The organism is Xanthomonas sp. CFBP 8445, assembly GCF_025666235.1.
In the GTDB taxonomy this organism is placed as follows: Bacteria; Pseudomonadota; Gammaproteobacteria; order Xanthomonadales; family Xanthomonadaceae; genus Xanthomonas_A; species Xanthomonas_A indica.
Window position 1 is genome coordinate 3,599,567 of sequence record NZ_CP102594.1, and the last position, 13,309, is coordinate 3,612,875.

At 70.1% G+C, this 13,309-nt stretch carries 10 protein-coding genes; 3 read left to right on the forward strand and 7 right to left on the reverse strand.

Features of this window, described 5'->3' with window-relative positions:
* Window positions 1–41: 41 nt before the first annotated feature.
* From NUG21_RS15315 to prpB, 7 genes are all read right to left on the reverse strand, one after another.
* On the reverse strand, window positions 42–2,261 hold the full coding sequence (locus NUG21_RS15315; RefSeq protein ID WP_242082264.1) for a TonB-dependent receptor: 2,220 nt from the start codon (window positions 2,259–2,261) through the stop codon (window positions 42–44).
* 1,030 nt (window positions 2,262–3,291) lie between these two features.
* Entirely contained in the window at window positions 3,292–4,485 is a 1,194-nt protein-coding gene (gene prpF / locus NUG21_RS15320) for a 2-methylaconitate cis-trans isomerase PrpF (protein ID WP_263391319.1), read from the reverse strand.
* 39 nt (window positions 4,486–4,524) lie between these two features.
* Window positions 4,525–4,992, reverse strand: coding sequence for an SRPBCC family protein (locus NUG21_RS15325; protein WP_345780430.1), 468 nt, complete (start codon window positions 4,990–4,992; stop codon window positions 4,525–4,527).
* A gap of 66 nt (window positions 4,993–5,058) precedes the next feature.
* Window positions 5,059–7,674, reverse strand: a complete 2,616-nt coding sequence (gene acnD / locus NUG21_RS15330; RefSeq protein ID WP_263391320.1) for a Fe/S-dependent 2-methylisocitrate dehydratase AcnD — start codon at window positions 7,672–7,674, stop codon at window positions 5,059–5,061.
* 237 nt (window positions 7,675–7,911) lie between these two features.
* Window positions 7,912–9,075, reverse strand: a complete 1,164-nt coding sequence (prpC, locus tag NUG21_RS15335; protein ID WP_019800603.1) for a bifunctional 2-methylcitrate synthase/citrate synthase — start codon at window positions 9,073–9,075, stop codon at window positions 7,912–7,914.
* 40 nt (window positions 9,076–9,115) lie between these two features.
* Window positions 9,116–9,724 (reverse strand): DUF1003 domain-containing protein, encoded by a 609-nt coding sequence (locus NUG21_RS15340; protein WP_263391321.1) that lies wholly within the window; start codon window positions 9,722–9,724, stop codon window positions 9,116–9,118.
* Between the two features lie 31 nt (window positions 9,725–9,755).
* Entirely contained in the window at window positions 9,756–10,643 is an 888-nt protein-coding gene (gene prpB, locus NUG21_RS15345; RefSeq protein ID WP_019796619.1) for a methylisocitrate lyase, read from the reverse strand.
* 118 nt (window positions 10,644–10,761) lie between these two features.
* Between prpB and NUG21_RS15350 the strand changes: the two genes are divergently transcribed.
* The 3 genes from NUG21_RS15350 (at window position 10,762) to imuA (ending at window position 13,305) form a co-directional block, all read left to right on the forward strand.
* Entirely contained in the window at window positions 10,762–12,003 is a 1,242-nt protein-coding gene (locus tag NUG21_RS15350) for a citrate synthase family protein (protein ID WP_263391322.1), read from the forward strand.
* 73 nt (window positions 12,004–12,076) lie between these two features.
* Window positions 12,077–12,685 carry a transcriptional repressor LexA gene (gene lexA, locus NUG21_RS15355; protein WP_263391323.1) on the forward strand — a complete coding sequence of 203 codons (609 nt, stop codon included), beginning with the start codon at window positions 12,077–12,079 and terminating at the stop codon, window positions 12,683–12,685.
* Window positions 12,685–13,305 carry a translesion DNA synthesis-associated protein ImuA gene (gene imuA, locus NUG21_RS15360; protein ID WP_160946368.1) on the forward strand — a complete coding sequence of 207 codons (621 nt, stop codon included), beginning with the start codon at window positions 12,685–12,687 and terminating at the stop codon, window positions 13,303–13,305. The genes lexA and imuA overlap by 1 nt, the downstream gene beginning before the upstream one ends.
* Window positions 13,306–13,309 lie beyond the last annotated feature (4 nt).

Genomic DNA, 13,309 nt, shown 5'->3' on the forward strand with positions numbered 1-13,309 from the left:
ATGATAGCCGGCGGTCGGTCGTGCAACGGCGAGGTCGCCGATCAGAAGTTGGCGCGGAACTGCGCACCGACGATGCGCGGATCGTTGATGAAGCCGGTGAGGTTGTTGAAATCGATCGCACCGGTGGCGCGGATCTGGTTGGTGCAGTTGCGGCAGAACACCGAGACCTCGTACGCGCCGGCGCCCCAGTTGTAGCCGATCTTGGCGCCGCCCTCGAGCAGCGGCTGGCCGACGAACTCGCGCGAGTCGTACAGGAAGAAGTTGATCTCGCTGCGGTAGGACCAGTCGGTGAAGAAGAAGAACTCGGCGTCGTCGCCGACCGGGATGCCGTAGCGCAGGGTCGCGTTACCCATCCACTTGGCCGCCTGCGGCAGCACGTTGCCGTCGATCAGCGCGCGGCCGGAGGCGTTGATCGGATCGGTCACGGTGCAGGTACGGCACACGCCCACCGACAGGGTCGGGTCTTCGATGCGGGTCCAGTTGTAGGCGCCGCCCAGGGTCATGCGCAGGTTCTGGGTCAGCAGCGCTTCGAAGTCGAACTCGGCGCCGCGCGCCTTGGAGGCCTTGGCGTTGAGCAGACGCACGTCGTTGGAGGCGCCGCCGACCGCGGTCAGCTGCTGGTTCTTCACCTTGAAGTCGTAGACGTCGAAGCTCAGGCGCGCGCGCTTGTCGAACAGGTCGGACTTGAGGCCAATTTCGTAGGAGTCCACGGTCTCCGGTTCGGCCACGGTCAGCGGCGCGGTGGCCGACGGCACGCCGAAGCTGGCGCCGCGGAAGCCGCGGGCGGCGCGCGCATAGACGTTGACGTTGTCGTTGATCGTGTAGGTGGCGCTGAGATCGCCGGTGACCTTGGAGTTGTCGGTGCTGCCGCTGGAGGGCTGCTGCAGGGTCACGCGGTCCAGCGCGAGCACGTCGAAGGTCTTCTTGTCGTAGGTGTAGCGGATGCCGGCGCGCAGGTTCAGCCGCTCGGTGGCCGCGTAGTTCAGCGAGCCGAACGCCGCCCACGAGGTGTTGCGCTGGCGGGTCAGCTGGTAGCTGGACAGGGTGCCGCCGGCCAGGGTGTTGTAGGTGTAGTTCTCGCCTTCCACCGAATCGTGGAAGTAGTACAGGCCGGCCTGCCAGTTCAGCGGACCGGCGTACTGCGACTCGGCGCGCAGCTCCTGCGAGTACTGGTCCAGGTTCTTGATGCCGCCGGCGGTCTCCACCGGGAACGGGATCACCCCGGGGCCGGACGGCGGCGCGAACACCGCGCCGTAGCCGCCGTCGATGTCGCCGCGGCTGTAGTACTTGCCGATGCCTTCGTAGCCGGTGATCGAGTGCAGCACGATGTCGCCCAGGTCCCAGGTCAGGTTGGCGCTGCCGCCGTAGGTCTGCAGTTCCTGGGTGTTCTTGCCGTCGATGGACACCTTGTCCGGGTCGAAGCCGGCGACCAGCTGGTTGGTGCCCGGCTGGAAGATATTGGCGCGGAACAGCCGCGCGGTGCCGTCGAGGTGGCGCGCGTGCGCGTTGAACAGCGCGCTGAAGTCCTCGCCCGGCTGGAACAGCAGCTGCAGGCGCACCGCCGAGTCCATGTAGCCTTCGAAGGAGCGGTTGTCGATGGTGTTGTCGACCCAGTCGCCGCGGCGCTGGCCCAGCGCCGACAGGCGCGCGGCCCACTTGTCGCCCATGGCCACGCTCAGGCCGGTTTCCATGGTCATGGTGCCGTAGGTGCCGTAGGACAGGCTGGCGTAGCCGTCGTTGGCGCCGATGGTCGGCTTGACCGAGTTGAACTTGACCACGCCGGCGGGGGTGTTGCGGCCGAACAGCGTGCCCTGCGGACCGCGCAGCACTTCCAGGCTCTGCAGGTCGAAGATCGGGAAGCCCTTCAGGAACGCGTTCTCGGCGACCACGTCGTCATAGATCAGCGAGACGGGCTGCGAGGCGTAGGTGTTGAAGTCGGTGTTGCCGTAGCCGCGGATGTAGAAGCGCGGGAACACGCGGCCGTTGGACGACTCGACGTTGAGGCTGGGCGCCTTGCCGGCCAGCACGCGCACGTCCGAACCGCTGGTGGCGATGGCGTCCAGGTATTCCGGGCGCAGCACGCTGGCCGACACCGGCACGTCCTTGGAGTCCTCGGCGCGGCGCTCGGCGGTGACCTTGATCGTGTCCAGGCGGGCGACCCCGTCGGTGCTGTCCGCCTGCTGGGCGGCGGCGGGGAAGGAAAGCGCGGAAACGACGGCAACGGCAAGCGCACTGGCGCGCAGCGACCAACTGGCAGACATGGGAACTCCGGGGTGGGTGGACGTAGTCGAGCGCGCCGAGTCCTTGCCGCGCCGCAGCATGATTAACACAAAATATACATCCTGTGGCGGCTGGCGTCACCTGCTGGGGCGGGGATTTGGGATTGGGGAGCCGGGATTGGCGACGGCGGGGCTGGCGCCGACGCGCGCTTGGCCCCGAGATGGGCCTCCCTCCCCCTGATTGCGGCAGTCACCGGTCATCGCGTCGGGACTGAAGTCCCTCCCACAGGGGCTTGCCTGCACGTGGCACATCCACTGGCGCGATGCCCCCTTGTAGGAGCGGCTTCAGCCGCGACGCGCGATGCAATGAACTCGCGGACCCTGCGGCGATCGCCCCCGCATTGCGGCAGCCGCCGGTCATCGCGTCGGGACTGAAGTCCCTCCCACAGGGGACTTGCCTGCACGTGGCACATCCACTGGCGCGCCGCCCCCTTGTAGGAGCGGCTTCAGCCGCGACGCGCGATGCAATGAACTCGCGGCTGCCTGCGGCGATCGCCCCGCATTGCGGCAGTCACCGGTCATCGCGTCGGGACTGAAGTCCCTCCCACGGGGGCTTGCCTGCACGTGACACATCCACTGGCGCGATCCCCACTTGTGGGAGCGGCTTCAGCCGCGACGCGCGATGCAATGAACTCGCGGCTCCCTGCGGCGATCGCCCCGCATTGCGGCAGTCACCGGTCATCGCGTCGGGACTGAAGTCCCTCCCACGGGGGCTTGCCTGCACGTGACACATCCACTGGCGCGATCCCCACTTGTGGGAGCGGCTTCAGCCGCGACGCGCGATGCAATGAACTCGCGGCTCCCTGCGGCGATCGCCCCGCATTGCGGCAGTCACCGGTCATCGCGTCGGGACTGAAGTCCTCCCACAGGGCTTGCTTGCACGTCACGCGTCCGCTGGCGCGATGGCCCCTGTAGGAGCGGCTTCAGCCGCGACGCGCGATGCGGCAACGCCTCAGGCCTCCAGGACGCTCGGGGCCGCACTCGCTGCCACCGGCTCGGCCGGCCGGCGTCCTCAACCCGCCGCCGTCTCCGGCACCCGCACCCAGCCTTCCATCAGCACGCGCGCGCTGCGGCTCATCAAGGCCTTGGTGACGGTCCACTGGCCGTCGACCTGGCGCGCCTCGGCGCCGACCCGCAAGGTGCCGGAGGGGTGGCCGAAGCGCACCGCGGTGCGTTCGCCGCCGCCGGCGGCGCGGTTGACCAGGGTGCCGGGAATCGCCGCGGCGGTGCCGATCGCCACCGCCGCGGTGCCCATCATCGCGTGGTGCAGCTTGCCCATCGACATCGCCCGCACCAGCAGGTCGATGTCGGCGGCGGCCACCGGCTTGCCGCTGGAGGCGACGTAGTCGGCCGGCGGCGCGACGAAGGCGACCTTGGGCGTGTGCTGGCGCGTCGCCGCCTCGTCCAGGGTGGCGATCAGGCCCATGCGCAGCGCGCCGTACGCACGGATGGTTTCGAAGCGCTGCAGCGCCTGCGCATCGCCGTTGATCGCGCCCTGCAGCTCGGTGCCGCGGTAGCCCAGCGCCTGCGCCTCGAGGAAGATGGTGGGAATGCCGGCGTTGATCAGGGTCGCCTGGAAACTGCCGACGCCGGGCACCTCCAGCGTGTCGACCAGGTGACCGGTGGGGAACATGGCGCCGCCGGCGCCGTCCTCGTCGGCGGCCGGGTCGAGGAATTCCAGCGCGATTTCCGCTGCCGGGAAGGTCACCCCGTCCAGTTCGAAATCGCCGGTCTCCTGCACCGCGCCGTCGCTCATCGGCACCTGCGCGACGATGGTCTTGCCGATGTTGGCCTGCCAGATCCGCACCGTGGCGACACCGTCGCGCGGAATCCGCGCCGGATCCACCAGCCCCGCGGCGATCGCGAACGGCCCCACCGCGGCCGACAGATTGCCGCAGTTGCCGCTCCAGTCCACGAACGCGCGCTCGATCGCCACCTGGCCGAACAGGTAGTCCACGTCGTGGTCCGGGCGCGTGCTCGGCGCCACGATCACGGTCTTGCTGGTGCTGGAGGTGGCCCCGCCCATGCCGTCGATCTGCTTGGCGTAGGGATCGGGGCTGCCGATCACCCGCTGCAGCAGCGCGTCGCGCGCCGGGCCCGGCGTCTGCGCCGCCGCGGGCAGGTCCTGCAGGCGGAAGAACACGCCCTTGGAGGTGCCGCCGCGCATGTAGGTGGCGGGGATGCGGAGTTGCGGAGCGTGGGCCATGGCGGTTCCGGGTGCGTACGAAAATGAAGAAACGGTGGATCAGGGCGAATCGGGAATCTCGGGCTCGACCAGTTGCGTCAGCAGGGCCAGCGACTCCTGCCAGCCGAGATGGCAGAACTCCACCGGGATCTGCGGCGGGATGCCCTCCTGCACGATCTCCAGCGCGGTGCCGCAGGCCACCGGCCGCAGCCGCACGGTCACGATCATCTCGCCGGGCAGGTCCGGATTGTCGAAGCGGTCGGTGTGGCGGATCAACTGCCCGGGAACCAGTTCCAGATAGGTGCCACCGAAGGCGCTGCTGGTGCCGGTGCCGAGGTTGGTGAAGCTCATCCGGTAGCTGCCGCCCACGCGCGCGTCCAGCGCGTGCACGGTGGCGACGAAGCCATGCGGCGGCAGCCATTTGACCAGCGCCGCCGGCTCCAGGAAGGCACGGTAGACGCGTTCGGCCGGCGCGCGCAGCACGCGATGCAAGTGGACGGTCCCGGTGGTGGTGGCGGACGTGGGCATGGCGGTCTCCTGGGCGGTGGCGGGCGCAGCCAGCATGGCACGCGCCCGATGACAGCGGCAGCCGGCTCAGGCGCTGCGGGCCTCCTCGAGGAAATCCTGGGCAAAGCGCTGCAACACGCCGCCGGCCTCGTAGATGGACACTTCCTCGTTGCTGTCCAAGCGGCACAGCACCGGCACGTCCACCACATCACCGTCCTTGCGCACGATGCGCAGGGTCAGCGTGGCGCCCGGCGTGCGCGCGCCGACCACGTCGAAGGTCTCGCTGCCGTCGATGCCCAGGGTCGTGCGCGTGGTGCCGGGCAGGAACTGTAGCGGCAGCACGCCCATGCCGATCAGGTTGGTGCGATGGATGCGCTCGAAGCCTTCGGCGACGATCGCCTCGACCCCGGCCAGGCGCACACCCTTGGCCGCCCAGTCGCGCGAGGAACCCTGGCCGTAGTCGGCGCCGGCGATCACGATCAGCGGCTGCTTGCGCGCCATGTAGGTCTCGATCGCCTCCCACATGCGCAGCACCTGCCCGTCCGGCTCCAGCCGGGTCAGCGAGCCCTGCTTCACCTTGCCGTCGACCACCGCCATTTCGTTGATCAGCTTGGGGTTGGCGAAGGTGGCGCGCTGCGCGGTGAGGTGGTCGCCGCGATGCGTCGCATAGGAATTGAAGTCCTCCTCCGGCACGCCCATGTGCGCCAGGTATTCGCCGGCGGCGCTGTCGGCCAGGATCGCGTTGGACGGCGACAGGTGGTCGGTGGTGATGTTGTCGCCGAGCACCGCCAGCGCGCGCATGCCACGCAGCGTGCGCTCGCCGGCCAGCGCGCCTTCCCAGTACGGCGGTCGGCGGATGTAGGTGCTGCGCGGGCGCCAACCGTACAGCGGCGCCACCGGCGCGCCCTGCTCCACGCGCACGTTGAACATCGGCGCATAGACGCGGCGGAACTGCTCCGGCTTCACCGCGGCGCGCACCGCCGCATCGATCTCGGCGTCGCTGGGCCAGAGGTCCTTCAGCCGCACCTCGCGGCCGTCGGCGTCGGTGCCCAGTACGTCCTTCTCGATGTCGAAGCGCACGCTGCCGGCGATGGCGTAGGCGATCACCAGCGGCGGCGAGGCCAGGAACGCCTGCTTGGCGTAGGGATGGATGCGCCCGTCGAAGTTGCGGTTGCCCGACAGCACCGCGGTGGCGTACAGGTCGCGCTCCACGATCTCCTGCTGGATGCGCGGATCCAGCGCACCGCTCATGCCGTTGCAGGTGGTGCAGGCGAAGGCGACGATGCCGAAGCCCAGCGCCTCCAGGTCCGGCAGCAGGCCGGCCTCTTCCAGATACAGCTGCACCGCCTTGGAGCCCGGCGCCAGCGAAGTCTTCACCCACGGCTTGCGGGCCAGGCCGCGCGCGCGCGCATTGCGCGCCAGCAGGCCGGCGGCGATGACGTTGCGCGGGTTGGAGGTGTTCGTGCAGCTGGTGATGGCGGCGATGATCACCGCACCGTCGGGCATGCGCCCCTGCGCCTGCTCGGCCTGGCCGGCGGCCAGCTTGGCGGCGTCGGCGATGCCGCGCGCGGCCAGTTCGGTGGTCGCCACGCGCTTGTGCGGATTGCTCGGGCCGGCCATGTTGCGCACCACCTGCGACAGGTCGAAGCGCAGCACGCGCTCGTACTGCGCGGTGGCCAGCGCATCGGCCCACAGCCCGGTGGTGCGCGCGTACTGCTCCACCAAGGCCACCTGCGCTTCCTCGCGCCCGGTCAGGCGCAGATAGTCCAGGGTCTGCTGGTCGATGTAGAACATCGCCGCGGTGGCGCCGTATTCCGGGCACATGTTGGAGATGGTGGCGCGGTCGCCGATGGTCAGCGTGGCGGCGCCTTCGCCGAAGAATTCCAGATACGCGCCGACCACGCGCTCCTGGCGCAGGAACTCGGTCAGCGCCAGCACCACGTCGGTGGCGGTGATGCCGGGTTGCGGCCGACCGCTCAGTTCCACGCCGACGATGTCCGGCAGGCGCATCCACGAGGCGCGGCCGAGCATCACGCTCTCCGCTTCCAGCCCGCCGACGCCGATCGCGATCACGCCCAGCGCGTCCACGTGCGGGGTGTGGCTGTCGGTGCCCACGCAGGTATCGGGGAAGGCGACGCCGTCGTGCACGTAGATCACCGGCGACATCTTCTCCAGATTGATCTGGTGCATGATGCCGTTGCCCGGCGGGATCACGTCCACGTTGCGGAACGCGCGCTTGCTCCAGTCGATGAAGTGGAAGCGGTCCTCGTTGCGACGATCCTCGATCGCGCGGTTCTTGGCGAAGGCCTGCGGATCGTCGCCGCCGCACTCCACCGCCAGCGAGTGGTCGACGATCAACTGCACCGGCACCACCGGGTTGACCTTGGCCGGGTCGCCGCCCTGCTCGGCGATGGCATCGCGCAACCCGGCCAGGTCCACCAGCGCGGTCTGGCCGAGGATGTCGTGGCACACCACCCGCGCCGGAAACCACGGGAAATCCAGGTCGCGGCGGCGCTCGATCAACTGCAGCAAGGCGTCGTGCAGCAGATCCGGATCGCAGCGGCGCACCAGGTTCTCGGCGAACACCCGCGAGACATAGGGCAAGCCGGCATAGGCGCCCGGGCTGATCGCATCGACCGCGGCACGCGCGTCGACGTAATCCAGCGCGGTACCCGGAAGGGATTTACGGTAGTGGCTGTTCATGGCTGGCTACAGTAGAAGAAAGCGAAGACGGATCCCTTCTCCCTCCGGGAGAAGGTGCCCCGAAGGGGCGGATGAGGGTACGGGGCGAAACCTAGTGCAATCCGATCCCTCATGCGGCCGGATGAAGGTCCAGGCGAAGCTCGTGCGACCGAACGCCACGAGGCTGCGCCCGCACCCTCACCCCCTCTCCCGACGGGAGAGGGGAGTGTCACTCGGAGTCGAGGGTGTGTCGGCGCATCACTTGCGCTGATCGATCGGCACGAACGCCTGATCCTCCGGCCCCACGTAGTTCGCGCTGGGGCGGATGATCTTGCCGTCGATGCGCTGTTCGATGATGTGCGCGCTCCAGCCGGCGGTGCGGGCGATCACGAACAGCGGAGTGAACATCGCCGTCGGCACGCCCATCATGTGGTAGCTGACCGCACTGAACCAGTCCAGGTTGGGGAACATCTTCTTGATGTCCCACATCACCGTCTCCAGGCGCTCGGCGATGTCGTACATCTTGCGGCTGCCCTGCGCCTCGGACAGCTCGCGCGCCACGTCCTTGATGACCTGGTTGCGCGGATCGGACACCGTGTACACCGGGTGGCCGAAACCGATGATCACTTCCTTGCGCTCGACCCGCGCGCGGATGTCGGCCTCGGCTTCGTCCGGGGTGTCGTAGCGCTTCTGCACCTCGAAGGCGACCTCGTTGGCGCCGCCGTGCTTGGGCCCGCGCAGCGCGCCGATGCCGCCGGCGATGGCGCTGTACATGTCGCTGCCGGTGCCGGCGATGACCCGGCAGGCGAAGGTGGAGGCGTTGAATTCGTGCTCGGCGTACAGGATCAGGCTGGTGTGCATCGCCTGCACCCATTCCTCGTGCGGCTTGAAGCCGTGCAGCAGGCGCAGGAAGTGCCCGCCGATCGAATCGTCGTCGGTCTCCACCTCGATGCGCCGGCCGTTGTGGCTGTAGTGGTACCAGTACAGCAGCATCGAACCGAGGCTGGCCATCAGCTTGTCGGCGATGTCGCGCGCGCCGGGATGGTTGTGGTCGTCCTTCTCCGGCTGCACGCAGCCCAGCACCGACACGCCGGTGCGCATCACGTCCATCGGATGCGCCGACGGCGGCAACTGCTCCAGCGCGGCCTTGACCGCGGCCGGGATGCCGCGCAGCGAGCGCAGCTTGGCCTTGTAGCCGCGCAGCTCGCTGTTGCTGGGCAGCTTGCCGTGCACCAGCAGGTAGGCGATCTCCTCGAACTGGCTGCTGCGCGCCAGGTCCAGGATGTCGTAGCCGCGGTAGTGCAGGTCGTTGCCGCTGCGGCCCACCGTGCACAGCGCGGTGTTGCCGGCGGCGGTGCCGGACAGGGCCACCGATTTCTTCGGCTTGAAGGCAGGGGCGGTCTGCGGAGCGGTGTCGTTCATGGCGAATCTCCCGGTGTTGCGGTCGGATGAGTGCAGTGGATCAGGTGGCCTGCGGTTGCGGCGGCGGCGGGACGCCGGCGCGCTCGAGCAGTTGCTGCAGCATGAGGATCTGGCGGTTCTGCAGTTCCACCAGCGTCGCCCAGTCCTGCTCGCGCAGCTGGTTGAGCTTCTCGTGCACCTGCAGGATTTCCAGTTCGGCCTTGATGTTCACTTCGTAATCGTTCTGCGCATGCAGGCGGTCCACCGCCGCCTGGCGGTTCTGGCTCATCATGATCACCGGCGCCTGGATCGCCGCCAGGCACGACAGGCACAGGTTGAGCAGGATGTAGGGATACGGATCGAAGGCGTGCGCCAGTACCAGGCTGTTGAGCACGATCCAGCCCAGCAGCACCACGCAGAAGCCGATGATGAAAGCCCAGCTGCCGCCGATCGCGGCGACGCGGTCGGCCACGCGCTCGCCCAGCGAGCGGTCGCGGTCGGCCTGCTTGACGATGTCGCGGGCCACGTGGCGCTTGGCGATGAAGCGCTCCACCACCTCGCGCTCGGCCTCGGACAGTTTGTCCAGTTCGGTCTGCAGCAGGTGCCGCGCGGTCTGGCGGCGATCGATGCGGCTGCGCAGGAACGACGCCGCGCTGGCTTGGGTATTCATGGGCAGGCTCGGGCCGGAAAATCGCCGCCGATCATGCGCCCTTGCCGGCGAACAGCGCATCCAGGCGCTGCTCGAAGGCGTGGTAGCCGATGCGCTCGTACAGTTCCTCGCGGGTCTGCATGCGCTCCAGCACTCCCTGCTGGTGGCCGTCGCGGCGGATCGCGGTGTACACGTCCTCGGCGGCCTTGTTGGCGGCGCGGAACGCCGACAGCGGGAACAACTGGATCGCCACGCCGGCCGAAGCCAGTTCGTCGCGGGTGAACAGCGGGGTCTTGCCGAACTCGGTGATGTTGGCCAGCACCGGCACCTTCACCGCATCGACGAAACGGCGGTAGGTATCCAGGTCGTAGGCGGCCTCGGCGAAGATGCCGTCGGCGCCGGCCTCCACGCAGGCGATGGCGCGTTCGATCGCCGCGTCCACGCCCTCGGTCTGGATCGCGTCGGTGCGCGCGATCAGGAAGAAATCCGGATCGGTCTTGGCATCGGCCGCGGCCTTGACCCGGTCCACCATCTCGCCCTGGCTGACGATCTCCTTGCCCGGGCGGTGGCCGCAGCGCTTGGCGCCGACCTGGTCCTCGATGTGGCAGGCGGCCGCGCCGGCCTTGATCAGCGACTTGATGGTGCGCTCGATGTTGAACGCACTCGGCCCGAAGCCGGTGTCGATGTCCACCAGCAGCGGCAGCGGGCACACGTCGGTGATGCGGCGCACATCGATCAGCACGTCCTCCAGGGTGTTGATGCCCAGGTCCGGCAAGCCCAGCGAGCCGGCGGCGACGCCGCCGCCGGACAGGTAGATCGCCTTGTAGCCGGCGCGCTGCGCCAGCAGCGCATGGTTGGCGTTGATCGCGCCGATCACCTGCAACGGCGCTTCGGCGGCCAGGGCGGCGCGGAAACCGGCGCCAGGGGAAACGAGGGACATGACAGCTCCTGAGGAAGAGGCGGCAGCGCCCCGCCGGGCGTTCCGCGATGGTCGCCAATCTGGCACTCTCGCCGGCACGGATCAATCTTGATTCAATGAATCAACCTATCAGCCCTTCATGTCCGACAGCCCCGACCGCAACCTGATCTCCGCCGCACAGGCCTGCGCCCTGCTCGGCATCAGCAGCGCCACCCTGTACGCCTACGTCAGCCGCGGCCTGCTCAGCTCGCGCGCCGGTCCCGACCATCGCAGCCGCGCTTACCTGCGCGCCGAAGTGGAGCGGCTGGCGCAGCGCAAGCGCGCCGGCCGCGGCGCCGCGCGTGGCGCCGCGCAGAGCCTGGACCGCGGCCTGCCGGTGCTGGAGACGCGGATCTCGCTGATCCGCCCCGACGGCCCCTACTACCGCGGACGCTCGGCGGTGGGCATGGTGCGCGCCGGCGCCAGCCTGGAGGATGTCGCGCGGCTGCTGTGGGACTGCCCGGACGGCGAAGACCCGTTCGCCAGCGCACCGGTCGCGCCGTGGCCGGCGGTGCTGGCGCCACTGGCCGGGCATGCCGCGCTGCCGCCGCTGGAACGCGCCATGGCCTGCATCCCGCTGCTGGCCCTGGACCTGCGCCAGTCGCTCAACGCCGCCCCCGGCGTGCGCCGCGAGAGCGCCGCCACCCTGCTGCGGCAGAACGCCGCACTGCTGGTCGGCACCACGCCGGACGCACGCCAGGTGCATCGCCTGATCGCCGACCACTGGCGTCCCGGCGACGCCGGCTTCGCCGAGCTGGTGCGCGCCGCCCTGCTGCTGTGCGCCGACCACGAACTCAACGTCTCCGCCTTCGCCGCCCGCGTGGTCGCCTCCACCGGCGCGCCGCTGCACGCCACCGTCAGCGCGGGCTTGGCCGCGCTGTCCGGCCCGCGCCACGGCGGCGCCACCGCGCGCGCCCACGCCCTGCTGCGCGACGCCCAGGACGCCCCCAGCGCCGCCGCCCTGATCGCCGAGCGCTGGCAGCGCGGCGACGACCTGCCCGGCTTCCACCACGCCCTGTACCCCGACGGCGACCCGCGCGCGGCCGAAGTGCTGCGCCTGCTGCGCGAACGCAGCGGCGGCAGCACGCGCATGCAGCACGTGGAAGCGGTGATCGCCGCCGCCCAGGACTGCAGCGGCCAGCGCCCGAACATCGACTGCCTGCTCGCCGCACTCTGCTTCGTCCACGACCTGCCCGCCGCGCACGCGCTGGTGCTGTTCGCCGCCGCCCGCCAGGCCGGCTGGCTGGCCCACGCCCTGGAACAGCAGGCCCTGGGCAAGCTGATCCGCCCCCGCGCCCGCTATGCCGGGGCGATGCCGGAGGATGGCGCCGGGCGCAGCTGACACGTCGGGAGACGCCAACCCATTCAGCGCCCCATCTCGCCAAGGTCACGCCAGCGGTGTACAAATGTACACCATGACCACCCTGTCCCCGCAGCGCGCCGCCATCCTCGCCTACGTCAACGCCTGCGCCGAGCAGGACGGGCGGCCGCCGAGCCTGGCCGAGATCGCCGAACGCTTCGGCTTCGCCTCGCGCAATGCCGCGCGCAAGCACGTGCAGGCGCTGGTCGAGGCCGGGCTGCTGGCGCAGGTGCCGCAGCAGGCGCGCAGCCTGCGCCCGGCGCAGGCCGGTACGCGCAGCGAACTGCTGCAGCTGCCGGTGCTGGGCCGGGTCGCCGCCGGTGCGCCGATCGGCGCCGACATCGGCCTAGACCAGCAGCTGCGCCTGGACCGCTCGGTGTTCGCGCTGCGCCCGGACTACCTGCTGCGGGTGCAGGGCGACTCGATGATCGACGACGGCATCCTCGACGGCGACTTGGTCGGGGTGCGCCGCGCCGCCGATGCGCGCAATGGGCAGATCGTGGTGGCGCGGCTGGACGGCGAACTCACCATCAAGCGCTACCGCGCCGATGGCGACGGCATCGCGCTGCTACCGCGCAATCCCGCCTATGCGCCGATCGTGGTCGGTCCCGGGCAGGACTTCGCCATCGAAGGGCATTACTGCGGCCTGATCCGGCCGGGCTGATGGCCGCCGTCGTCGCCCTCGACCGCCTGCTGGCCGAGCGCCGGGTCTGGCGCGGCCAGCCGACGGCGCTGCCGCCCAGCGCGCAGCCCACCGGGCACGCCGCGCTGGACGCGGTGCTGCCCGCGCGCGGCTGGCCGGAGATGGCGCTGACCGAACTGCTGCACGCCGCCGACGGCATCGGCGAATTGCAGCTGCTGTGGCCGACGCTGGCGCGGCTGTCGCAGGGCGGCGGCCGCATCGTGCTGGTCGATCCGCCGTACCTGCCCTACCCCGCCGCCTGGGCCCAGGCCGGGGTGGCGCTGGCGCAGCTGCAGATCGTCCGCGCCGGTGCGGATGCGGCCTGGGCCGCCGAGCAGTGCCTGCGCGCCGGCAGTTGCGCGGCGGTGCTGTGCTGGCCGGGGCTGGCCGCCGACAAGACCCTGCGCCGGCTGCAGGTAGCCGCCGAGACCGGACGCACACTGGGCTTCGCCTACCGGCCGCTGAAGGCCGCCGCCAATCCGTCGCCGGCCGCGCTGCGCATCGCCATCGATGGCGCGCCGGCGCAACTGCGCGTGCTCAAGTGCCGCGGCGGGCTGCCGCCGGCGCAGCCGATCGCCCTGTCCATCCTGGCGACCGGGTGAGATC

Bases quoted from the DNA above. Each gene is read 5' to 3' on its own strand.
- acnD (WP_263391320.1), bottom strand. From the start codon at position 7,674: ATGAACAGCCACTACCGTAAATCCCTTCCGGGTACCGCGCTGGATTAC.
- imuA (WP_160946368.1), top strand. From the start codon at position 12,685: ATGGCCGCCGTCGTCGCCCTCGACCGCCTGCTGGCCGAGCGCCGGGTC.
- NUG21_RS15325 (WP_345780430.1), bottom strand. From the start codon at position 4,992: ATGCCCACGTCCGCCACCACCACCGGGACCGTCCACTTGCATCGCGTG.
- NUG21_RS15350 (WP_263391322.1), top strand. From the start codon at position 10,762: ATGTCCGACAGCCCCGACCGCAACCTGATCTCCGCCGCACAGGCCTGC.
- NUG21_RS15340 (WP_263391321.1), bottom strand. From the start codon at position 9,724: ATGAATACCCAAGCCAGCGCGGCGTCGTTCCTGCGCAGCCGCATCGAT.
- prpB (WP_019796619.1), bottom strand. From the start codon at position 10,643: ATGTCCCTCGTTTCCCCTGGCGCCGGTTTCCGCGCCGCCCTGGCCGCC.
- prpC (WP_019800603.1), bottom strand. From the start codon at position 9,075: ATGAACGACACCGCTCCGCAGACCGCCCCTGCCTTCAAGCCGAAGAAA.
- prpF (WP_263391319.1), bottom strand. From the start codon at position 4,485: ATGGCCCACGCTCCGCAACTCCGCATCCCCGCCACCTACATGCGCGGC.
- lexA (WP_263391323.1), top strand. From the start codon at position 12,077: ATGACCACCCTGTCCCCGCAGCGCGCCGCCATCCTCGCCTACGTCAAC.
- NUG21_RS15315 (WP_242082264.1), bottom strand. From the start codon at position 2,261: ATGTCTGCCAGTTGGTCGCTGCGCGCCAGTGCGCTTGCCGTTGCCGTC.